Here is a 22905-nt window from a genome sequence, read left to right as displayed (position 1 = left end):
GTTAAAAGTGGCTGACGCGCACCACCTTTCCCTTTTTTCGTCAGCTGCTTTTTTTATTGGTTCATTTCAACCCGGCAAACACCAGTATTTCGTAATCCGTGTATGAACGCCTTCTTTACTGGTAAACAAGGCTGTTAAATCCAACATATTTCATGATTTACGGTATAAGAAATTCACGTTTAATTAACTGCATACGCTTACCGGTTCACATGGTATGCCTGATAAACATCCCGTTTCGCCATATCCCGATCCGATGCAACCTGTTTAATGGCTTCCTTACTTCCCATATTTGCTTCTTCCATATAATGGCTCACATGTTCCGCAACGGATAGATGACTCCACCACAAATAATCTTTCTGAAGGTCGGATGTATCCGTTCCTTCGACAACAAGGCAAAATTCTCCCTTCAGCTCATGCTCATTTGACCAATCAAGAAGCTCTTCCAATGTACCACGGACATACTCCTCAAACTTTTTGGTAAGTTCCCGCGCTGCAACTGCCCGGCGATTTCCGAACTGTTCTCTTATGGCTTTAATCGTATCCTTCAGCCGATATGGGGATTCATAGAACAGAATGGTCGCGTTGGCCGATTGAAGCCGCTCCAGCTCAACCATCTTCTCCTTCTTTTTACGGGGTAAAAACCCATAAAATAAAAACTCATCAGCAGGCAGTCCAGATCCAACCAGTGCACATAAGGCGGCATTTGCACCTGGCAGCACAACAACCGGCTTCCCAAATTCAATCGCGGCCTGTACCAGTTCATATCCGGGATCGGAAATCGATGGCATGCCCGCATCACTTACTACCGCAACAGTCTCCCCATTTTCCAGGTGTTCAAACAGCTCTTTTTCCCTGGATTTTTTATTATGTTCATGATAGCTGACCAAACGGGTTGAGATCTCAAAATGATTCAGCAATTTTCTTGTATTTCGCGTATCCTCTGCTGCAATCACGGATACAGATTCCAATACCTTTAACGCACGGTATGTAATGTCTTCCAGGTTGCCGATCGGAGTCGGGACAACATAAACGGTTCCGTTATTTTCATCATCAAAGCTTTTTTGAATCTTCATAGTGCATCACTTCCTTCAACTTATCCCGAATTAATTGAAATTTTCCCTTTCGTGTCAGCTGTTTAATCTGATATTCCCGCTGCAGGGCCTCCGATTTTTCTGGAAACTTTTCCACGAACAATACCTGAAATGGGCCCCGGCCTTTCGTATATTTTGCGCCTTTTCCCTCTTCGTGCATGGCCAGCCGATGTTCCAGATCATTGGTATAGCCAGTGTATAGTGTATTATCACTGCATCTTAAAATGTAAACGATATGTTCATTATTTTCCATAAATGATATCCTCAGCTTCCTTTGTGTACGTATTGTCATCATGATAAATATATAATGGCGGCAAAATTTTCAGATCTGCTTTCCCATCCCGAACCCCTTCAATCAAAATCATATTTGCATCCCGTCCATGCTTCGGGTAAATGAATTGAAGGCGCTTCGGTTCCAGCCGGTATTTGCGGAACAATGTTATGATATCAATCAATCTGCCGGGCCGGTGAACCATTCCGACTTTTCCGCCAGGACGCACATGCAGTTTACATGCTTTCACAACATCCTCAAGCGTACAATAAACTTCATGCCGGGCAATGGTCAGGTGTTCATTCTTATTGTGCTCTGTTTTTTCCGATGTCCGGAAATATGGCGGATTGCATGTGACCACATCAAATGCACTGTGATTCAATGTTGCCTTCATGTCTTTCAAATCACCATGAATGACTGATATTTGTTCATCCAGTTCATTCAATTTAATGCTTCGCGCTGCCATATCAGCAAGTCGTTCCTGTATTTCAACTCCGATCAGTTCGGCATTGGTACGGCGTGAAAGTAACAACGGAATAGCACCATTACCAGTACACAAGTCCAGGATTTTTCCTTTCCTGATTGGCACATAAGCAAAATGCGCCAACAGCACCGCATCAAGGGAAAATGCAAATACAGAAGGACTCTGAATAATGTGCATATGTTCTTCAGCGAGCAAGTAATCCATTCGTTCATCATTGTAAAGTGGTACCATTTTAAAAACCTTTCTGCAGTATTTGGTGCATATAACTCGCTCCGGAAATATACTTCGCTTTCACTTTCGAGCATAAGTGCGACATCAGCTCAAGAAAATCACTTTCGCTGTGTCTTCTTTACCGCGGGCGGCTGATGAGCCTCTTCGTGCATGGTGCTCGCCGTGTTGCAAGCATATTCGGAGAAGCAGCACTCCTCGCAACTCGTAGCATATTCGGTAGAAGTAATGCTCGTCGCACTACGAGTCTCACCTAGGCCTTTCCTCCCGCTGGAGTCTACGTATATTTCCTACGCTTAAAATTAAACATTATAATTATATCCCAGCCTATTAAAAAGACTGTCCCCCAAACAATAGAGACAGCCACCGATATTTCCCTATTTCGTTTTATTTAAAAACAATAGACAGAACAGGCAATCCTCATCCTGACGGGGGGTGCCGAAATGGACGTTGCAAATATGAAATCCCTCTTCATACAACCGTGCAAGATTATCATAGCCCTCACCCGGAACATCCTTGGCGGGGTTAACAATCTCATCATCTTTAAAATCCTCATCGGAGTCATTCAAGCGATTACGCAAATGATGATTTTCCATTTCCAGACGGTGATTTTCCTCGAGGAGATCACTTAATTTCCCCTTTAAATCACCAAGCTGTTCATATAATTCGCCTATTTGTTCTTCCATATCTGATACCTGATCAAAAATTTGTCTCTTTTTCACGCCCGATCACCCCACTACTCTGTGGCTTGTGCAGTAATAATTCCTTCATCAATCAGTTCATCTAACGTATATTCAATTACCCGTTCTTTTTCAGGTATTTCTATGTGTATAATCCTCTCCAGCATATTCAAGCCAACTACTTTTCCATCACCATATGGCGTTGTAATTTTCTCACCCATATCAGGCAATTCACGCTTGGCTGTCTCATAATCATCGTTTTCATATTTGAGGCAGCACATAAGCCGGCCACACAATCCGGAAATTTTGGCTGGATTGAGTGAAAGGTTCTGATCTTTGGCCATTTTGATGGATACCGGTTCAAAATCACCGAGGAACGTTGAGCAGCAAAGCATTCTTCCGCAAGGACCTATGCCTCCAAGCATTTTTGCTTCATCCCGTACTCCAATTTGTCTAAGTTCAATACGGGTTTTAAATTGCGAAGCCAAATCCTTTACCAGGTTACGGAAGTCCACACGCCCGTCGGCAGTAAAATAAAAGATTAATTTATTGCGGTCAAATGTGTATTCCACTTCCACCAGATTCATGTCCAGCTGATGGTCGGCAATTTTGTTTGCACAGGTGGCAAAAGCACGTTCGGCATGCTGCTGATTTTCAGTTACGGTCAGCTTATCTTTCTCATCAGCAATCCGAAGCACTTTTTTCAATGGAAGCACAACATCTTCCTCATCAACCTGTTTATTCCTAATAACCACCTTGCCAAATTCCACACCCCGAACCGTTTCAACAACAACATATTTGTCTACTTCTATATCATTGTCTCCAGGATCAAAATAATATATTTTACCCGCTTTTTTAAAACGGACACCAATTACTTCAATCATGTATATCACCTCTGTATTTGAACGGCAAGCTGCTCCATCACGAGCGTCGGGTTGACATTCTGCTTCAGCTTCCGTTTGGCTTCCAGAAGTTTGTTCAGAATGTCCAGCAGTTGTACCTGTGAAAAAAACATCGAGAGGTTCTCTATTTGATCACCATCCTGTTGGAAAACTGCCATTCCCTCCTGCTTACCGATATGAAAGTATAGTATATCTTTAAATGCAAGAAGCAATAAATCAAGTCCTTGCTCCTGCTGTTTCCGATCCTTGAAATGAGGCATCCACTGATTGTGAACAAACAAAAAAATCTCATTTGGATTCCGCGAAAACATTTCTATCAATTGTATCATTAACTTTCGTGACTGCGCAAACCACTCATCTGCAGTCCATGAAAACGCATCATCCAAATTATTTGTAAGTGCACTCATTAGCCAAGCATCCCGTTCTGACATGCCTGATTCAATAAGCTGCTTGCGGAAAGCATTCGGATTCAGCGGTTTCAAATCAATAATCTGACAGCGCGAACGGATAGTAGGAATAATCGACTGGCTGTTATCCGTCAGCATGATTGCAGTTGTTTCCTTACCTGGTTCCTCCAAAAATTTCAGAATGCGATTCGCCGCATTCATCGTTAATGTATCGGCATCCGAAATAACATAGACCTTTTTGTTGGATTCCATGCCGGAGTAATTAAATTCCTTTTGCAAATGGTCAATTTGTTCCTTTCGAATGGATTGCCTGTCCGGATCCGGTTCAATCCAATGTAAATCGGGATGGTTTCCGGACTCAATGCGTTTGCAGGCATTGCATTCCAAGCAAGGTTCTGAATCTGTTTTATTCGTGCAGAAAACGGTCTTGGCAAGCAGCAGGGCGATTGTTTTTTTCCCGGTTCCCCGTGCGCCTTGGATTAAGTACGCATGTGATATACGGTCCTTTATTATGCTGTTTGTAATGATCCTGCTTGCCAGTGGCTGTATTTCAGCAACCTCAGACCACGTTTTCATAGTTACCAGTCCTTAGAATATTATATATGTGAATTGGTGCATATAATCCGCTCCGGAAATATACTTCGCTTTCACTGCCAGCATAAGTGCGACATCAGCTCAAGAAAAACACTTTCGCTGTGTCTTCTTTACCGCGGGCGGCTGGTGAGCCTCCTCGTGCATACGCACTTCGGAGTCTCACCTATGCCTTTCCTCCCGCTGGAGTCTACGTATATTTCCTCCGCTAAAATAGTAAATTGAAGGTTTAGCTGTATTCCAGCCTCATGTTGCACAGTCTTCACTTTTGTATTAAAACTGCATAAATTGTTCAATTGGCAGGATAAATACGGTTGCGCCGCCTACTTCGACTTTGACAGGCTTTGGTATATAGGAGTCTGCATTTCCGCCCATCGGCGAGATTGGTGCTACCATTTGTTCGCGCTGTGAGCAGTTATCCCGAATAATATTCAGCGCTTCATCAACATATTCGTCCTCACAGCCAATCATCAGGGTGGTATTGCCTTCTTTTAAAAATCCGCCTGTTGTTGCAAGCTTCGTTGTTTTGAAATTCTCCCCGCCCAACGCATCTGTCAGGCGATTGGTGTCTTTGTCCTGAACAACAGCAATAATCAGCTTCATTTTTCTTACCTCCCTTACGCTTTATTGGTAAAACAGGAAATAATGGTATCCACAGCATCCTTTTCAACCTGGTCAAAGCCCTGGTCCGCATTGATAACATGAATACGATCCGGAAATTGAGAAACAAGTAACTGGTACGCTTCGTAAACATATTCATGAAACGGAAGTTTTTCGAGATCCAGTCTGTTTTGTTCTCTTTCTTTATTCGCCGTAATACGTGCTAACCCTTTTTTTGGTTCAATATCAAAAAAAAGTGTCATGTCCGGCATACAATCCTGAATGGCAAATTGATTGATTGATAACACTTCATCCACATTCAAACCTCTCGCATACCCCTGATACGCCAGACTGCTGTCGATAAAGCGGTCACACAGTACCAGTTTTCCCTGTTCAAGAGCGGGCAATACCTTTTCAACCAAATGCTGTCGGCGTGCAGCTGCATACAAAAGCGCTTCCGTTCGGCTATCCATTGCTGTATTTTGCGGGTCAAGGATGATATGCCGGATTTTTTCAGCGATTTCAATTCCACCGGGCTCCCGGGTTGCTAATATATCGTATCCCAATTCTGACAGTTTTTGTGCGGCAGCCTGAAGAATGGATGATTTACCGGCACCCTCGCCACCTTCAAATGTTACAAAGTATCCGTTCACTTAAGTTTGCTCCTTTATTTAAAAACGCTGACTCCCTGAGTGACATTATCATGTTGTATGGCTGCACCCTGATGAATCAGTTGTTTGATAATACTGATGTGTGTTTCTGTAATCCGCTCACCTTTCAGGATAAAAGGTATTCCGGGCGGATAAGGTGTTATTGCCTCTGCCGCTATACAGCCAGCCGACTGACTGAGCGGAATTTTCGTGGTGTATCGTTGTGGCATCGTCTGATAGGGCATCGCAAGTTCCTGAATCTGCTTTGTAAATAGATTTCCTATCTCTATTGTAGCATGATTCCGGATATTTTTTAATTGTTCTCTAACACGGATTATCCCATTTTTCAGTTCTTTGTAATGTTTAAATGGGGTGAGCCCGTGAATCAGCAAAATCTGATTATGTGTGGCAAGCTCCGGATAAACCCCTTCCTTTTCAAACAAACCAGACACCTCATGTGCAGAAATACCGTGGTGCATCTGCAACGTTATTTTCAATGGATCATCTGCCGAAAGCACGTGCCACGCATCATTCTCATTCAGAATTTCTTTTACACGACTGGCACTTTTCATAACGTCCTCCATTTCATCCGTTGACAAACTGGCAAGAAAATACCGAGCAATATCCAGCGACGCCATTATTGGATAGGAAGGACTGCTTGACTGAAGCATCTGCAGATAATGTGTCACCCGGTTGCCGTCAATCCTGCTGGAATTCACATGCAGGAAGGATCCCATCGTCATGGCAGGTGCCATTTTATGTGCAGACTGGACAACCGCATCCGCTCCCAGATCAAGTGACGATGCCGGAAAATTATTATCCGTGGAAAAATGGACACCATGTGCTTCATCAACAAGCACTGGTATATTATATTCATGTGCATGGTCAATCATTTCTTTTACAGCAAAAGTTTGACCAAAATAATCCGGGTAGGTCAGCACCACCGCTTTTGCATCCGGGTGTTGTGCCAACGATTTTTTTAATGTATCCAAATCAGGTGCCGTATACCGATTAACTGAATGGTTAAATTCCGGGGCTATAAAAACAGGACTGGCACCGCTCAACTCCAAACCGTTGAAAATGGATTTATGGCTGTTGCGCTGCACAATTATCTTTTCCCCCGCAGAACAGACGGCCAATATCATGGCCATGTTTCCCGCGGTACTGCCACCAACCAGAAAATGGGTCTGTTCCGCCCCAAAATAAGCTGCGGCCAGATCCTGTGCTTCCTTAATAACATCATGTGGAGCATGAAGGTCATCCAGCCCTGATAATTCAGTCATATCAAGCGGTAAAACAGACTGGTAATATTCACGGGCCAACCGTGGAAAAAGCTCTCCGTTTTTATGTCCAGGGACGTGAAAAGAAATCGGGTCATGATTTGCAAATTGTTTCAATGCATTAAATAACGGGGTTGCCTGCTGATTGTGTTTCATTGTAATCTTTCCTCTTTGTTTGTATGTATTACTTATAAGGTTACCATAATGGATACGCCCGAATGTTACAAGAAGCAATCGCGCAAACACCCGGCACATTTATCTGGTGAAAACCCCTGCCCGCCGTACTTTGACCAAAAGTCGCCGAATAAAACCACCATCAATCAAACTATCTCTCAAACAGAAAAAAAGCCTTTGCAGAAAACCGCAAAAGCTTATGAGTGTAAAGTTGGCTGATTCATATTTTTTAATTTTTGAAGATAATAGTGATATTTTTCCTCACGTGGTTCCGTGTGAATCATGTTTCGTTCACATTCACAACAGATAAACAGTTTGTATAAATGGATTCCTCGTTCTTTCTCCTCTTCGCAAATACCGCACCGTTCATGTGAAATTACTTGTTTCATCTCCCCACCTCCGTTAGTTAGCATCTCCTAATCTAACGAATTTTATACAAGAAATCTTGGAATCATTGAAACTTTTTCTTCAGTATATGCTGCGCAGGCTTATCTCTTTACACATTTTCTTCAATCTCTGAAATAGGTGACAGCCATCGTTGCACTTACTGCAGTAAGAATGGCTTTTATGCTTTCTTAACTGCCAAAAAAGTGCATGGAAATCCATCATCGATTTCACATGCATGAGACACTTGCTTATAACAGGATTACGTGAATGGCCGCAAGTGACCCCAGCCCAAACAATCCGAGAAATCCGGATACAGATACGGTAAACAGATTGATCGGGATATGCAACCCGATAGCCCCTCCGAACACATTAAAGAAAAATAAGAATAAAATACCAATCCCAAGCTTAATCGTACTATGTGCGATAAAACGCATTGGTTTAACAGGAGCACCTACGAACAATAGAATAACGATTAATCCGACAATAACCGAGATAACCAGTGTTGAGCTCAAGTTAAATCACTCCTTTTCCTTGTCCCTTTCTAGTTATATATGAAAAGGAATGAAGAAAAAGAACATTATTCTATTTACTGTATCGTACAGCACTTATTTTTCGCCGCCGTGCCTCCCGAAGCAGATACAAATATTTTTCCCGCGCGAGTTTCTCCGTGAACATCCCGTCATAGGATGATTCCACACTCTTTCCCAGGATAGCCTGAATCTGCTTCCACTCCCTTTCCAACGCAAAAATAGATTGTAATAATTGCTCATCCACCGTTCTTTTTTTTACCTTTTTAGCCATGTTGTCACCCAACTTTTAGAAAAACTTGGTGTTCGCCCGACAGCAAGTGCCTTCATTTTTCTTATAAGGCCATCCATAAATCTAAAATGGATGACGTTATATTAGAAAACTTGGTTGTCACCAAGCCTTTAGGTGACAGCCATAGTTGCACTTATGCAGTAAGAAAGGATTTTATACTTTCTTAACTGCTAAAAAACTTACAATCCACCGTGTAGAAGAAAAGGCTATACATCCCTTCTTCCCTCTAACGCTTTCGAGAGTGTAACCTCATCCGCATACTCCAGGTCACCGCCAACAGGAAGACCATGCGCAATTCGGGTCGTTTTTATCCCTGATGGTTTAACAAGTTTTGAAATATACATTGCCGTTGCTTCCCCTTCAATGTTCGGGTTTGTAGCCAGAATCAATTCTTCCACTTCCTCATCTTTCAAACGGTTGATGAGGTCAGGCACATTAATATCCTCAGGTCCTATCCCGTCCATAGGTGAAATGGCTCCATGCAAAACGTGATATTTCCCGTAGAATTCTTTCATCTTTTCCATCGCAATGACATCTTTCGGATCCTGCACAACACAGATGATGGACTGATCCCTCGATGTGTCCTGACAAATGGAACATGGATCTTGATCAGTTATATGACCACAGGTGGAGCAATGAGTCAATTCACGTTTCGCATTCACTAATGATTTCGCAAAATCCAGTACATCATCTTCTTCCATATTTAACACAAAAAATGCCAGTCGAACAGCGGTTTTCGGTCCAATCCCCGGCAATTTTGTAAAGCTGTCTATCAATCTGGAAATCGGCTCAGGATAATACATACAATATGCCTCCAATTAGAAAAACTCAGGCATAGTCCCACACGTGATGTGAGTGCCGAAGTTTTTCTTAATTCGGTCAATCATCATGTTGATGTTCTGAAATTAGAACATTCCACCAGGCATATTTAATCCTTTCGTGAATTGTCCCATCGTATCATTTGTTTTATCATCAATTTGTTTAATCACATCGTTTGTCGCGGTCAAAATAAGGTCCTGCAGCATTTCCACATCATCCGGATCAACTACTTCTTCCTTGATTTGCACATCGGTAATTTCTTTTTTACCATTTGCCACTACGGTAACCATGCCACCGCCCGCGGATGCTTCAAACGTCATTTCATGCAGTTCATCCTGCGCTTTCATCATTTTCTTTTGCATTTTTTGCATCTGTTTCATCATGTTACCCATATTTCCACCTTTCATGGAAATCGCCTCCTTGTAATTTAAATTATGCTAATCATGTATTTCCAGTAAATCGTCACCAACAAGTTTTCTTGCTTCAGAAATGAGCGGGTCTTCCTCCTGATCATCCTGTTTACTTGCTGACTGTTCCTGTCTGCTAATATATTCATTGCGCAATTCCTGCCAATTATTCGCCGGAATCGGAATGACCGGCAATTTCTTGCCTGTCACACTGGTCAGTACGGATTCAACTGTTTCCCGATGTTCGAGAAAAAGCGAACAATGAATCTCATATTTAAACTGTACCACAAGCGCCTGTTGCGATGCAGCTGCTGGTTTGCTGTCCTGAATTGTTGCATGTGCCGGGGCACTTGCGGACTTCAGTTTATTTAAAAATGCCGCCCATTGTGACTGCACTTCCTTCAGCGCGGGTTTTTCCGCTTCCTGCAGCACATTGCGGATTTTTTCATATGGAATTTTATAACTGTTTCGTGTTGCCCTTGCCTGTGGCCGTCTCGGTTCCGCAGCAGGTGCCTGACGGGGGGCACTTGCAGGTGCGTCTTTCAATGCAGTGAGCTCTTTTTCCAAATGTTCCAGTCTGCTTAAAAGACCGGTAACTGCTTCTGATTCTGCAGCACTACCGGATTCATGTGCCGCCGATTCTTTATTTGTTATGGTAAGCAGTGCAATCTCAATAAACACTTTTGGACTATTCGTCCACTTTATTTCCTGCTGACATTGGTTCAGGTGCATAATTGCATCCTGAATCCAGTCCACTGATACCGTATCGGCAAGCTGTTTAAAGCTTTCATCGATAATCGCCCGCTCCAGAATTCCTTCAAGTGACGGGGCACTTTTATATAATAACAAATCACGGGAGAAATAAATAAGATCATACACAAAGCGAGCTGGATCTTTCCCGTTTTGAATCATTTCATCAAGCAGTGATAAGGCTTGCTGTACATCCTTTTCATACATCGCTCCAACAATTTCTGTCAGGATTTTCTGGGATACGCCTCCTGTTACAGCAAGAACATCATCCAGTTCCACACCTTCATCACTGTAAGAGACTGCCTGATCGAGAATACTCAAAGCATCACGCATCCCGCCCTCTGCGGCTAGCGCAATCGTATCCAATGCTTCAGATGACACGCTGATTTCCTCTTTTTCAATAATCGTCTTTATTCGCTCCACAATCGACTGACTGGAGATTGGTTTGAAATCAAAGCGCTGACACCTGGATAAAATCGTCAGTGGTATTTTATGTGGTTCAGTCGTGGCCAAAATAAATACAACATGTTTCGGCGGCTCTTCCAGCGTTTTTAAGAGCGCATTGAATGCATTAACCGAAATCATGTGAACCTCATCGATAATATAAACTTTATATGGGACAACACTTGAGGCATATTTTACCTTATCACGGATATCGCGAATATCTTCAACACTCGTATGGGATGCCGCATCCATTTCAATTACATCGGAAATCGAGCCATCCTGAATGCCTCTGCATGCATCACATTCATTACACGGTTCTTTCACAGGGGCTTTTTCACAGTTAATCGTCTTGGCAAAAATTTTGGCCGCACTTGTTTTACCGGTTCCACGCGGGCCGGAAAAAATGTATGCATGCGAAAATTTCTCCTGAACAATCGCATTTTGCAGTGTTCGTGTTATCTGTGATTGTCCAACCACATCCTGAAAATTTCTAGGACGCCAGACACGATATAAAGCCTGATAACTCATAATATACGTTCCCCTTTGTGAAGTCTACCTAAATTATACTCGATTTCAGGGGTAAATGTGAACCATTAAGCGAACAAATTATCCGAATGAATTCGACATTTTTCGACAAAATTTGGGTGGTACAGGCACCTAAGCGCCTGCGACCAAAAAAAGCTGCACCACCTCATATTGAGAGCAATGCAGCCTTCTGCTATGTATACCGTGCACCCATTGTCGATAAGATGTTCCTAAGCGTTACCCAAGTTCATGGCTCTGCCCAGGCTTCCCCGCGGCACACAGAGATGACCACTTACTGCTGCTTCCTTCCGGACCTGACAGAATTCATGGGTCTCTGTTGCGCAGGACCTGAACGTCAACACCAATCCCTTGAGGCAGACCTTAAAATCACCCTACCTCGAATGGGGATTCAGTCTCGCTCTAGCGGATTGCGAGTACAGGGCACCGCTACCTCCCCACTTAGCACGGCACTACCCATTATAACCATTTTGCTTAAATAATGCAATTCAAATTCGATGAAAGAATATGGAAACGTTAATTTTTTTTTCGTTGTTGCCGAAGCTCTTTAAAAAAATCAGTCAAAAGTTGTCCGCATTCTTCACCCAGGACGCCACTTGTTACTTCCACCTGATGATTAAACCGCTCCTCATTCAACAGATTCATCAGAGTTCCGGCACAACCTGCTTTCCGATCAGGTGCACCATAGACAACCCGTTTGATCCTTGATTGCACAATCGCACCGGCACACATCGGACACGGCTCAAGCGTTACATACAAGGTGCAATCTTCCAACCGCCAGCTTCCAATTGTTTCATTTGCTTCTTTGATGGCAATCAGTTCAGCATGGGATAATGTTGTCTGGGAAGTTTCACGCACATTGTAACCGGAGCCAATTACTTTACCTTTGAAAAGAATCACCGCACCAATGGGCACTTCACCAATTTCCTTCGCTTTCAACGCCTGATCTATTGCGTCGCGCATATGTATGTTATCATCCACGGATTACCACCCCATAAGTTTGAAATATGAAATTCAGGAAATAAATAAAGAACAGGAAAGGAGTCCAAACATGAACGATTCAATTGAAAACAGTGCTATTATATTTATTGATATAATAAATGACTTTAATTTTAATGGCAGCGAAAAACTGCTCACACATACTAAACCGATTTTACCACATCTGAAAAAATTACGGGAATTCGGCAAGAAAAATAATATTCCCATCATCTATGTAAATGATCATTATGGTTATTGGCAGGCAGATTTTCAAAAAATCATTGCTCATTGTGAAAATGAGTACAGCCAAGAGATTATTTCCGAGTTGAAACCGGATGACAATGATTATTTTTTAATCAAACCGCAGCATTCAGCTTTTTTTCAAACACCATTACACTCACTGCTGAACGAGCTGAACCGGACGCATATAATTATGGCAGGCATTGCGGGCGACATTTGCATTTTGTTTACCGCAAAGGATGCTTATATGTACCGGTATTCCATGCATGTTCCGGAAAATTGCATGGCCTCTGAAGAGCAGGATGGTAATGACTATGCTCTGTACCTGATGCGAACGGTAATGGAAGCGAAAACCGATCCGATTTGACCCGCTGTAGAACATTATTTTAACTTCTATCGGGAACTTTTACCTTTCTATCAGGATTTGAAATAAAAATACCCCCTTAACTTAAAAAAAGGGGGGGTTGCGGAATCCATATACTATTTATCAAGAATCTTCAATGCTTCACGGTTAAATGCTGGAATATCATCCGGCTGTCTGCTTGTAACAAGCTGGTTGCAGCAAACAACGACTTCCTCATCCTGCACATTTGCACCAGCATACTCCATATCGACTTGGATGGATGTAAACCCGGTTGCCTTGCGTCCTTCCAACGCTTTTGCTGTTATCAGCAGCTGTGGTCCATGACAAATGGCAAAGACTGGTTTATCCGCATCCATAAATTGTTTGGCAAACTTCACAAAACGCTCATCAGCGCGAAGCTGATCCGGTGAAAAGCCACCCGGAATGAATAAGGCATCAAAATCTTCCGCCTTCACGTTATCGATTGATTCATCGATCGTAACTTCCGCTTCCTTATTTTTGCCTGTTACAGCAGCTCCTTTTTCCTTTTCAATCGTTACAACTTCATGTCCGGCATCCTTAAACGCCTTGGCCGGATCTGTATATTCAACATCTTCAAACATATTTGTAATAACAGTTGCTATTTTTTTACTCATCTTAATTCCACTCCTTTACGAAGATGATTCATCAAGAATTCTTCCCGTATGATTCAAAATAAAACATCCATCCCAATTTGTGAACATTTTTAGGTAAAAAGACCTATAATATGTGACAACTTCACAAAGCTTTAACACTTAAACCAACCTTTTACTCATAGTGACCATGTCTTCTACAGGAATAAAATAAAGTAGTGGGGATATTTTATTTTAGGATAAAAGGAGTGTTTTGTTTTGACTACACAAGCTACAGTGGAGTTGGATAAACAGACAAGGGATATTGTAAAAGCTACCGTACCTGTATTACAGGAGCGAGGGGATGACATTACAAGCAGGTTTTATCAGCTCATGTTTGAAAATCATCCTGAACTGAAAAATATTTTTAATCAGACGAACCAGCGCAAAGGGAATCAGTCAAAGGCACTGGCAAATACAGTCTATGCGGCGGCAGCCAATATTGATCAGCTTGGCGATATCCTGCCGCAAGTAAAACAAATTGCCCAAAAACATAAGAGCCTGAACATTAAGCCGGAGCATTATCCAATCGTCGGAAAATATTTATTGCTTGCTATGAAAGATGTGTTGGGGGACACAGCAAGTGACGATGTAATCAATGCATGGGAAAAAGCATATGGTGTTATTTCCGGTGTATTTATTGATACCGAAAAGGAAATGTATCAGGAACTGAAGAATACAACTGGCGGATGGATTGATTTCCGCAACTTCAAAGTCGTGGATAAAGTGGCGGAAAGTGATGTCATCACATCATTTTACCTGGAACCTGCCGATGGAAATCCGTTTCCGATTTATCAGCCGGGCCAATATATTACAGTAAAAGCAGAAATAGCCGGACAACCATATACCCATTTGCGGCAATACAGTCTATCAGCCGCTCCCGGTGAAGGATATTACCGGATCAGTGTTAAACGGGAGGACGCCCTGAATGGATTGCCGGCAGGGATTGTATCCAATTATCTGCACACACAAATCGAAAAAGGAAGTATGCTGCCAATCAGCGCGCCATCCGGTGATTTTAAGCTGGATCAGGAAGATACACGACCACTGGTACTAATGAGCGGCGGTGTTGGCCTGACCCCCATGATGAGCATGCTGGACACAACGATTAAACAAAATCCGGATCGGGAAATTTATTTTATCCATGCAGCACATAACGGAAATGTTCATGCGATGAAAGATTACGTCCGGAAATTGAATGATGCACATCAACAGCTGCATGCATATACCGTTTATGCGGATCCGGCAGCAGAAGATGAAGGAGCATATCACAAAGCAGGATATGTCGACCTGGAATGGCTGTCATCCATTCTTCCGACAAATGACAGTGCATTTTATTTTTGCGGACCAGAAGGATTCATGAAAGCAATGTATCAAAACCTGAAAAAATACAATGTGGCGGAAAAAGATATCCATTTTGAATTTTTCGGACCAGCAAAAGCAATAACTGCTTAAAACTCATTCAAGAAAGGGTGCCTGCAAGATAGGCACCCTTTTTTGTATCTATTATTCTTCCAATGTTGATGTATCACCTGTTGGAAGACCGAGCTCCCATGATTTCAGGAGACGGCGCATGATTTTACCACTGCGCGTTTTTGGAATGGAATCTTTTACTTCCAATTCCCTTGGGGCAGCATGTGCACTCAGACCCGTTTTAATAAATTGACGGATTTCCTCAAGCAATTCATCAGATTCTTTATAGCCATCATTCAGCGTAATAAACGCTTTGATGATTTCACCGCGCTCCGGATCCGGCTTACCGATAACACCAGCCTCCGCAACGGCTTCATGCTCAATCAATTTACTTTCAACTTCAAATGGTCCGACACGTTCACCGGATGTGTTGATCACATCGTCAAGACGACCCTGGAACCAGAAGTACCCATCTTCATCCTTATATGCACTGTCACCGGAGACGTACCAGCCGTTGATAAAATAGCTTTCAAATTTCTCCGGACGTTTCCAGATTTTACGCATCATCGATGGCCATCCTTTTTTGATCGCCAGGTTGCCCATCTGGTTTGGCGGAAGTTCATTTCCTTCATTATCCACGATCGATGCTTCAATTCCAGGAAGCGGCTTACCCATTGAACCGGATCGGATTTCCATGGAAGGAATGTTGACAATAAGCTGTGCTCCTGTCTCCGTCATCCACCATGTATCATGAATTCTTAAATCAAATGCTTCCAGTCCCCATGAAACCACTTCAGGATTCAGCGGCTCCCCGACACTCATAATATGGCGCAATGAAGAAAGATCGTGTTTCTTCGGTATTTCTGAACCTGCACTTACCAATTTCCGCAGGGCGGTCGGCGCTGTATACCATACCGTTACATTATATTTATCAAGTGTCCCGTACCATGCATCCGGACTGAATCTGCCACCACGGACAACGTTGGTCACTCCATACAGCCATGGGGCAAATATACCGTAGCTTGTTCCGGTAACCCAGCCCGGGTCAGCTGTACACCAGTATACGTCATCTTTCTTCAGATCAAGCACCCATTCCGCGGTTGCATAATGCTGAATCATTGCATTATGGACATGATATACACCTTTTGGTTTACCTGTGGAACCAGATGTATAATGAATGACCATGCCATCTTCCAAATCAACCCATTCCATCTCAAAATCGGTTGATGCATCTTTCATTTCCTTATCGTAATCAATGTATTTGTCAGATGTTTCCTTACTGTCGCCGACCAGAACAATCTTTTTCAAATCAGGCAAATCATCCTGCGGCACCCGCTCAAGCAAATCCGGTGTCGTAATCAGCATGCTTGCTTCACTGTCCTGCAGACGGTCACGTACTGCCTGTTCCATGAATGCTTCAAATAGCGGACCGGCAATTGCCCCCACTTTGAGAATCCCTAAAAATGCCGCATAAAACTCAGGGCTTCTAGGGAGAAACAGGAAGATTCGTTCGCCTTTTTCCACATTGTATTTTTTTAACACATTGGCAAACTGGTTACTGCTTTTTTTCAAATCATCGAAAGTCAATGATTCTTCCCGATCCGGTGAGGAGTAATGCAGCGCAATTTTGTCCTTCGTATCCGGATTTTCGGCATGGCGGTCAATTGCCTCATATGCCATATTTACTTTACCAGTTTCATTCCAGCTGAAGTTCTTTTTCATATCATCCCATGAAAAAGTCTTCCGCATTTTTTCATAGTCCTGTAGATTATGATTACCTTCGCGTGCAGGTATTTTTTCCGTATGCATCCTATCACCTCATCCTGAAAATTTTGAAACCGTTTGCAATCCTTTTTAATAAAGGAATACGATACAATTGCATCAAATATGCAATTATATATAATTGTTAAAACATTTTGGTAACTAATTTCTATTTTAGAACATTTGGTGACAATTGAAAAGTAATATACACACAGCAAAAATTTTTAACTGAAATTCTCCCGGAATCCCGATTGTTTCATCGCTATTCTTCATGGTTTAATTTAAAAATATTACGGGAATGCGCTTACATATAAACTTCACTAATCATAATTTTATGGCAATGGTGTTAAATATACTGTCCATATTGGTGAAACAAACCACAATGATTGGTTATGAATGGGGATGATTTCCATGAAGCGGGGAAAGGAAAACAAACCTGAAAAGAAGTTAAAGCGGAAAAAGAAGAATGAATTGACGGAAAATGATGTTACGGTTGTCGATAAGGACGTTGCCAAAAAAGCAGTGGTTGCAACAGGTATCGGCAATGCCATGGAATGGTTTGATTTCGGGATTTATTCATACCTGGCAGCAACAATCGGCAAAATTTTCTTTCCGGAAATGGAAGGGTCGACACAGTTAGTGTTCAGTTTTGCAACATTTTCCATTGCATTTCTTGTACGGCCTCTTGGGGGAATGTTTTTCGGTTCGCTTGGTGATAAGATCGGACGCAAAAAAGTTCTGGCGATTACGCTGATTATGATGGCATTTGCGACATTGAGCATTGGTCTGATACCAACGTATGCTTCAATCGGTCTGACAGCACCAATTTTACTGCTGGTAGCACGGCTGATTCAAGGCTTCTCAACCGGCGGGGAATATTCCGGAGCCATGACATTTATTTCCGAATCCACCCCGGACAGCAGACGCGGGGTTATGTCCAGCGGTCTTGAGGTTGGGACATTGATTGGTTATATCGGCGGTTCCGGTATTGTGACACTTCTAACCTTCGTGCTTGGATCTGACACGATGTTGGATTGGGGCTGGCGCATTCCATTTCTAATCGCTGCACCAATCGGTATTATCGGTTTTTATTTGCGAACACATCTGGAAGAAACACCAGCATTTGAAAAGATGGAGGAACAAAAAGAAGAGTCAGAGGAAAAATCCCGTCATGTTCCACTGAAAGATCTTGTTCTGTATCACCGAAAAGCATTATTAATGGGATTGATTCTGGTTCTGTTCTACAATGTGATTGATTATACAATTTTGACCTATATGCCTTCCCACCTAACCGCAGTACTCGGATACGGACAAACAAAAGGGTTGCTGTTAATTCTGATTGTCATGTTTATTATGATTCCAATCGTGTTGCTGATGGGTTATTTTGGTGACCGCATCGGTAATAAACGAATCATTCAGTCAAGTTTAATCGGGTTTATTTTACTTGCGGTTCCATCATTTATGCTGATTGATACCAATACTACGATTCTTGTTTTTATTGGAATTATGATAATGGCCATTCTCCTGGCAGCATTAATGGGAACCATGCCATCACAGCTGCCGTCATTGTTTTTTACAGAGGTAAGGTACGGCGGATTGGCATTAACGTATAATATTTCCGTTTCCTTATTCGGCGGAACAGCACCACTTGTGGTTTCCTGGATGGTGAACATATCCGGAAGTCATCTTGCACCGGCATTTTATGTGATTTTTGTTTCGCTGATAGGAATTGTAGTGGTCTCCCTGTTCCTCAAGAAAACATCCGGAAAACCATTGAGAGGATCCCCGCCAGCTATTGCAGAAGAAGAAAATCTGCAGGAGACAATCAGTAATGACAACGATGAACTTTGGTGGACCAAAGAGAAAGACCGGATTGACAGACAAAAAAGGGATCATAATAGTCATTAAATTGAAAACACCGATACATCCAGAAAATAGGGATGTAACGGTGTTTTTACTGTGGAAAAAAATGAATTGGCATATTCGTTTTCATACACGAAAACCGAACCCATTCATAACATTTAATAGTTGAAACCTACGCCCCCGGCAGGATTCGAACCTGCGACACATGGTTTAGGAAACACATAGAAAGCGTTTCACGACATTCCAATCATTTTTAATTTGTTAATTTGTCGGGGGCTGCCGACTAAATTGGTCAAAAACATTTTAATTTATTCTGATTCATTGCGACCTGTACTTACCAAATGTGTGACCAGAATATGAGCTTTTAGTTCCACTCCTGGAATGACTATCCATGAAAAAATTGATTTGATTGTATATGCTATTAATGCCCTGCAATAAATGGATATAGCTTAAAAATAGAATTTTTGTTAAATTATAAAAAGTTGTTTAAAATTTATGTACTTACGTGAAAAATATGGTACTGTTTTAGTAATTGGTTATTCCAGAATACGATTGGGCCTATTATGTGGAATAAGAATATGGGGTAAAAACAATGCAAAAACGAAACCACTATGTACAAGAGAAGAAGGCTAAAATAAAGAAAGTACGCCAACTAGAACATTATCTGGATCATGGCATTTATGAGTTTAATAACGAATTAAGAGTTCTGTTTAATAAGACGGAAAGTAATTCCCCCATTCTCGACAGTTCATTTGACACTCATGACTTTGATCAAAAATGGTCACCCCAGTTAGAAGAAGGAGAGTTGGAGAGCTGGCAAAAACCCTTAGAGGTTAAAAATAACAAACACAAACTTTTTCGAGGAAACATGATGTGGTTTTGCAGCAATGGAGACATTAAAGTATTTTCTAAAACTGAAACATTGACCATTTGTAATAACAAAGAAAATTATTTGAATAGGGTTGGGAACTATGCGTATTTTTCAAGATATTTTAAACTTCCAGAACTGATATACCAAGATGATGATAAATATCAACTGGTAGAAAGGTATATTGATTGTCAAAGGAAAAGTAATCAAGACATTCCATTCATATTGAAAAATATTTATGATGACTATACGAGTTACTTTTCCACTATGAAACGTGAATCAAGACTAGCTTATTATACGTTGAACGATCTTTTAAAAACCAGTTCTAATGCTATTCAAGTTGAGCATGTTAAGTACATGTTTGACAATATAAACACCCAATTATTTGAAATAAAATTTCCCTTTATCAGACTTCATGGGGATCTATGGACAGCAAATATTCTTTTGGAAAAAGAAAAAAATGAACCTTTAGGAATGTGGTACATTGACTGGGATGAATCAGGAGATTATATTTTCTTTTATGACTTTTTCAAGTTCATGTGGAATGAATTAGATGTGAATGGTCATAGTGAATATTACGAGTGCTATCTAAATGGTGAATTTGATAACCATTTCAAGAAAGTATTTGATATTTTTCAACTTGAGTTTCACCCCGAATTTAAAAAGGATTATTTTTGTATGTTTATTTTAAACTTTCTCCTAGATGATTCTGGGCGGATGCCATACGAATTAAAGCTAAAAGAAGCAACTGATTTTCAACAAAAGATATTGCTAAATGATAATTATTCATGACGTTAGCCTATGCCGCTATCGGGCGCATTTCATTAATAAGGGAGAGCGCCAATATTGCATTAGGCCCAGTTTGTTGAAAGTTGCCCCTCAAGGATTGAGGGGCTTGATTTTTGGTTTTATTAAGTCATGATTTTATAGATTTTAAGGATTAATCGTATATTATAGCTTTTCCTTGTTCACGTAACTTTTTTAAAGATGTAAGCATATGATTTATTTCTTTATCGGAATGTCTTTCCCATGAACCTAATTCAGCTATTATTTTTAAAGGAGATTTAGACCTATAAGAACGTGTTGGATTTCCAGGAAACCTTTTGTCAGTTACGTTCGGATCATTTTCAAATTCACCTAATGGTTCTACAATATAAACTCTTTCTTTTGATTTAGATGTTGCTAATTCAGCACCCCATTTAGCAGCATCTAATGTTGCAGTAAAATATATATAGTTGGATTTTTTGTCTTGGTAATTTGATAAGCGTTGAGTTTCTAATAAATCTCCAATTTTTAGTTCTGCTTTAGTACCATGAAAGAAAGGACCACTATCTAAGGCATCTTTTTTGTCACCCATATTTATACACCTCTCATATTTTTAGATTTGTATATAACAGTATAGTATGCGAATCTTAGAAAGAGTAGTCTATAAATAATTTATGAATAATAGTACAATGAAAGTAGAGAGAATAATATCGAACGATAATTACCAATTATTAGTTTTTAATTAGCAGTCAACATTTTTCGTTGCTGGGGTTTTTATGGACTGACATATGGTGTGTATTTAAATACAAGGCCCATTTTGCGGTATAAATAAAGGTATCTCATTTTAGAGTATGGGAGGTTCTTTTCCTATGGTAAATAGGCCTAAAATCAAAATTGTTGATGATGCGGATTTGAGACAAAAGATTGAGAAAAATGCTGATCTTATTAGTCAAGTTGACCTTGCAAAGTGGGCAATTATTGTAGCAAAGCACATACTTCCGTATCTTGAAAAGGAATTTCCCAACAGCGACAAAATAACAAACGGATTTGAAACCAACGAACTCTGGCAAAGAGGAAAAGCAACTGTTCATCAGGTTAGACAGGCTGGTTTTAAGGTTCATGAAGTTGCTAGGGAGTGTAAGAGCGAAACAGCGAAGTCAGCAGCAAGAGCCGTTGGTCAGGCTGTTGGCGTGGGACATATGAGAGGTCATGCGATGATGGCTACGGATTATGCAATTAAAGTAATTAATCTTGCCTTTAACAATGACATTATGAAGGTGACGGAAGAAAGAGATTGGCAACTGTATGAACTGAATAAGTATATCAAAGGTGAAATATCTGGGTGATCACCTTGTTTCCCCCTCGCTTAATAGGTTACTTCATTGATACTGTACAAAAGGGCATATTTCCATAAACTGTTGGGTTATATAAATCTTAAAACGAAAGAGAGGTTAGTAGATGGAGACTGTTAACGAAGAAACGCAGGATTTTTCGCTTGAATCCTTGGAATCGACCTTTAATAAACTTTCAAATGCTTATAAAAGCATGACAGAGAAAGGTTCAAATACAACCCTTGTCAAAAAGAGACAAAACGCTGTAAAAATTGGTTTAGAAAGCCTTAAAAATACTTGGAATGGGAGAAAATTTTCTCATGACGAGGAAACTGCATTGACTTCTAAAGACGTTCTACGAGGTATGATTCCTTCCATCGAAAAACAGATAGCAAAGGCAAAAGAAGGTAGTTCCCAAAAAACATTAAATGAGCGTCGCTTAACTGCCCTTAAACTGGCAATTGAATCCTTAGAGGACCGTCTTAAATAATTTTGTTTGTTCATTTTAACAGTTCCAGAAACGGGCGCCATTCTTGAATAAGTTGAGCTTTTCATTCAAGGATTGGACATTTAGCAGATTCGCGGATGAATATACAAAGTCAGTGAGTTTTTAAAATGGCGGCCCCGCGTGTTGATGGGGCCACTATTTAATTTAGACCTGGATTTGCTGGAGTTCTTTAATCGTTTCTTCAAGATTAATACGCCTTTTGTGCAGCTGCTGTTCTTCATCAATAATGGATGCCAAATGTTCCTTGAGTTGTGCTTTCACGCTCTTGATCAACTCAGGTGATCGACATCCTAAGCTTTGTTTCATCTGAAAAATGAGTTGGATGTCCTTTAGGGTCATCCCCATCTCTTTCATGTCGGTAACTGCTTGGAAGTCCATCACTTCTTTTTCACTGTACTCTTTATATGTGCCGTCTTGCTTGGGGCTTAGTAGATGAAGCTTTTCATAATGCCTAACTGTATCCTTTGTAGTGTTGAGGTTTGTAATAAATTCGCCGATTTTCATTCTTCTATCTCCTCCATTCATTTGTCATCCGCGTCAATGTTCAATTGACGTCATTGTAAAGATGACATGTTGCCTTGTTAAAAAGGCTTTCCCTTATTAAACAATGCGGGGTGTACCCCGTGTCAACAGGAAA

25 protein-coding genes, 1 tRNA gene, 1 other RNA gene and 1 pseudogene are annotated in these 22905 nt (G+C 41.2%); 6 read left to right on the top strand and 22 right to left on the bottom strand.

Annotated features, from left to right (window positions below; genetic code table 11):
* Positions 1-197: 197 nt before the first annotated feature.
* The 17 genes and pseudogenes from rsmI to tadA all read right to left on the bottom strand — a co-directional run bounded on the left by rsmI (position 198) and on the right by tadA (position 12508).
* Positions 198-1073, bottom strand: a complete 876-nt coding sequence (gene rsmI / locus ABD010_RS14070) for a 16S rRNA (cytidine(1402)-2'-O)-methyltransferase (RefSeq protein ID WP_343814365.1) — start codon at positions 1071-1073, stop codon at positions 198-200.
* On the bottom strand, positions 1051-1344 hold the full coding sequence (locus tag ABD010_RS14065) for a GIY-YIG nuclease family protein (protein WP_343814363.1): 294 nt from the start codon (positions 1342-1344) through the stop codon (positions 1051-1053). The genes rsmI and ABD010_RS14065 overlap by 23 nt, the downstream gene beginning before the upstream one ends.
* A complete protein-coding gene (locus ABD010_RS14060) occupies positions 1334-2077 on the bottom strand; it encodes a tRNA1(Val) (adenine(37)-N6)-methyltransferase (protein ID WP_343814362.1) in 744 nt (247 codons plus the stop codon). Before ABD010_RS14060 ends, ABD010_RS14065 begins: the two co-directional genes overlap by 11 nt.
* Positions 2078-2451: 374 nt before the next feature.
* Entirely contained in the window at positions 2452-2796 is a 345-nt protein-coding gene (gene yabA / locus ABD010_RS14055; protein ID WP_343814360.1) for a DNA replication initiation control protein YabA, read from the bottom strand.
* A gap of 14 nt (positions 2797-2810) precedes the next feature.
* Complete coding sequence (locus ABD010_RS14050) at positions 2811-3638, bottom strand: PSP1 domain-containing protein (RefSeq protein WP_343814358.1); 828 nt, start codon at positions 3636-3638, stop codon at positions 2811-2813.
* 5 nt (positions 3639-3643) lie between these two features.
* Complete coding sequence (holB, locus tag ABD010_RS14045; protein WP_343814356.1) at positions 3644-4639, bottom strand: DNA polymerase III subunit delta'; 996 nt, start codon at positions 4637-4639, stop codon at positions 3644-3646.
* Between the two features lie 288 nt (positions 4640-4927).
* The gene (locus ABD010_RS14040; protein WP_077329907.1) at positions 4928-5257 is read right to left on the bottom strand and encodes a cyclic-di-AMP receptor; all 330 of its coding nucleotides are present in this window, start codon (positions 5255-5257) and stop codon (positions 4928-4930) included.
* Positions 5244-5907 (bottom strand): annotated as a pseudogene (tmk, locus tag ABD010_RS14035) (dTMP kinase); the annotation flags it as partial. The pseudogene tmk and the gene ABD010_RS14040, both read right to left, overlap by 14 nt.
* Before the next feature lie 14 nt (positions 5908-5921).
* Positions 5922-7340, bottom strand: a complete 1419-nt coding sequence (locus tag ABD010_RS14030; RefSeq protein ID WP_343814352.1) for an aminotransferase class I/II-fold pyridoxal phosphate-dependent enzyme — start codon at positions 7338-7340, stop codon at positions 5922-5924.
* A gap of 215 nt (positions 7341-7555) precedes the next feature.
* On the bottom strand, positions 7556-7747 hold the full coding sequence (locus tag ABD010_RS14025) for a sigma factor G inhibitor Gin (RefSeq protein ID WP_174615319.1): 192 nt from the start codon (positions 7745-7747) through the stop codon (positions 7556-7558).
* A gap of 246 nt (positions 7748-7993) precedes the next feature.
* Positions 7994-8257 (bottom strand): pro-sigmaK processing inhibitor BofA family protein, encoded by a 264-nt coding sequence (locus tag ABD010_RS14020; protein WP_343814347.1) that lies wholly within the window; start codon positions 8255-8257, stop codon positions 7994-7996.
* A 70-nt stretch (positions 8258-8327) separates the two neighbouring features.
* Positions 8328-8546: a YaaL family protein gene (locus tag ABD010_RS14015; protein ID WP_343814345.1), complete on the bottom strand. Its 219-nt coding sequence runs from the start codon at positions 8544-8546 to the stop codon at positions 8328-8330.
* Positions 8547-8770: 224 nt separating this feature from the next.
* Entirely contained in the window at positions 8771-9367 is a 597-nt protein-coding gene (gene recR, locus ABD010_RS14010) for a recombination mediator RecR (protein WP_343814342.1), read from the bottom strand.
* A gap of 102 nt (positions 9368-9469) precedes the next feature.
* Positions 9470-9790, bottom strand: coding sequence for a YbaB/EbfC family nucleoid-associated protein (locus ABD010_RS14005; protein ID WP_343814339.1), 321 nt, complete (start codon positions 9788-9790; stop codon positions 9470-9472).
* Positions 9791-9820: 30 nt separating this feature from the next.
* Entirely contained in the window at positions 9821-11512 is a 1692-nt protein-coding gene (dnaX, locus tag ABD010_RS14000) for a DNA polymerase III subunit gamma/tau (protein ID WP_343814336.1), read from the bottom strand.
* Positions 11513-11711: 199 nt separating this feature from the next.
* Positions 11712-11977: signal recognition particle sRNA large type (gene ffs, locus ABD010_RS13995), an RNA gene on the bottom strand.
* Positions 11978-12043: 66 nt separating this feature from the next.
* A complete protein-coding gene (gene tadA, locus ABD010_RS13990) occupies positions 12044-12508 on the bottom strand; it encodes a tRNA adenosine(34) deaminase TadA (protein ID WP_343814333.1) in 465 nt (154 codons plus the stop codon).
* A gap of 70 nt (positions 12509-12578) precedes the next feature.
* Here tadA and ABD010_RS13985 point away from each other — a divergent pair, with 70 nt between their 5' ends.
* Positions 12579-13112, top strand: coding sequence for a cysteine hydrolase family protein (locus tag ABD010_RS13985; RefSeq protein WP_343814330.1), 534 nt, complete (start codon positions 12579-12581; stop codon positions 13110-13112).
* Positions 13113-13225: 113 nt separating this feature from the next.
* On the opposite strand, the gene ABD010_RS13980 is transcribed toward ABD010_RS13985, so the two are convergent.
* Positions 13226-13744: a type 1 glutamine amidotransferase domain-containing protein gene (locus tag ABD010_RS13980; protein ID WP_343814327.1), complete on the bottom strand. Its 519-nt coding sequence runs from the start codon at positions 13742-13744 to the stop codon at positions 13226-13228.
* A 234-nt stretch (positions 13745-13978) separates the two neighbouring features.
* Here ABD010_RS13980 and hmpA point away from each other — a divergent pair, with 234 nt between their 5' ends.
* Positions 13979-15214 carry an NO-inducible flavohemoprotein gene (gene hmpA, locus ABD010_RS13975; protein ID WP_343814324.1) on the top strand — a complete coding sequence of 412 codons (1236 nt, stop codon included), beginning with the start codon at positions 13979-13981 and terminating at the stop codon, positions 15212-15214.
* A 51-nt stretch (positions 15215-15265) separates the two neighbouring features.
* Here the strand turns inward: hmpA and acsA are convergent, their stop codons facing one another.
* Positions 15266-16981, bottom strand: coding sequence for an acetate--CoA ligase (acsA, locus tag ABD010_RS13970; protein WP_343814321.1), 1716 nt, complete (start codon positions 16979-16981; stop codon positions 15266-15268).
* A 363-nt stretch (positions 16982-17344) separates the two neighbouring features.
* Here acsA and ABD010_RS13965 point away from each other — a divergent pair, with 363 nt between their 5' ends.
* Complete coding sequence (locus tag ABD010_RS13965) at positions 17345-18841, top strand: MFS transporter (protein ID WP_343814318.1); 1497 nt, start codon at positions 17345-17347, stop codon at positions 18839-18841.
* 130 nt (positions 18842-18971) lie between these two features.
* On the opposite strand, the gene ABD010_RS13960 is transcribed toward ABD010_RS13965, so the two are convergent.
* Positions 18972-19073 (bottom strand) — tRNA-OTHER (locus ABD010_RS13960).
* A 315-nt stretch (positions 19074-19388) separates the two neighbouring features.
* On the opposite strand from ABD010_RS13960, the gene ABD010_RS13955 reads away from it, so the two are divergent.
* Positions 19389-20456: a protein kinase family protein gene (locus tag ABD010_RS13955; RefSeq protein WP_343814315.1), complete on the top strand. Its 1068-nt coding sequence runs from the start codon at positions 19389-19391 to the stop codon at positions 20454-20456.
* Between the two features lie 148 nt (positions 20457-20604).
* Here the strand turns inward: ABD010_RS13955 and arr are convergent, their stop codons facing one another.
* Entirely contained in the window at positions 20605-21021 is a 417-nt protein-coding gene (gene arr, locus ABD010_RS13950) for an NAD(+)--rifampin ADP-ribosyltransferase (protein ID WP_343814312.1), read from the bottom strand.
* Between the two features lie 277 nt (positions 21022-21298).
* Here arr and ABD010_RS13945 point away from each other — a divergent pair, with 277 nt between their 5' ends.
* Together ABD010_RS13945 and ABD010_RS13940 are read left to right on the top strand one after the other, a co-directional pair.
* Positions 21299-21775 carry a putative immunity protein gene (locus tag ABD010_RS13945; protein WP_343814309.1) on the top strand — a complete coding sequence of 159 codons (477 nt, stop codon included), beginning with the start codon at positions 21299-21301 and terminating at the stop codon, positions 21773-21775.
* 112 nt (positions 21776-21887) lie between these two features.
* Complete coding sequence (locus ABD010_RS13940; RefSeq protein ID WP_343814307.1) at positions 21888-22250, top strand: hypothetical protein; 363 nt, start codon at positions 21888-21890, stop codon at positions 22248-22250.
* A 162-nt stretch (positions 22251-22412) separates the two neighbouring features.
* On the opposite strand, the gene ABD010_RS13935 is transcribed toward ABD010_RS13940, so the two are convergent.
* The gene (locus tag ABD010_RS13935) at positions 22413-22772 is read right to left on the bottom strand and encodes a MerR family transcriptional regulator (protein ID WP_343814305.1); all 360 of its coding nucleotides are present in this window, start codon (positions 22770-22772) and stop codon (positions 22413-22415) included.
* Between the last annotated feature and the right edge of the window lie 133 nt (positions 22773-22905).

Origin of the sequence: Virgibacillus siamensis, from assembly GCF_039522605.1 — a bacterium.
Taxonomy (GTDB): domain Bacteria; phylum Bacillota; class Bacilli; order Bacillales; family Amphibacillaceae; genus Lentibacillus; species Lentibacillus siamensis.
This window is presented reverse-complemented; position numbering and strand designations above follow the sequence as displayed.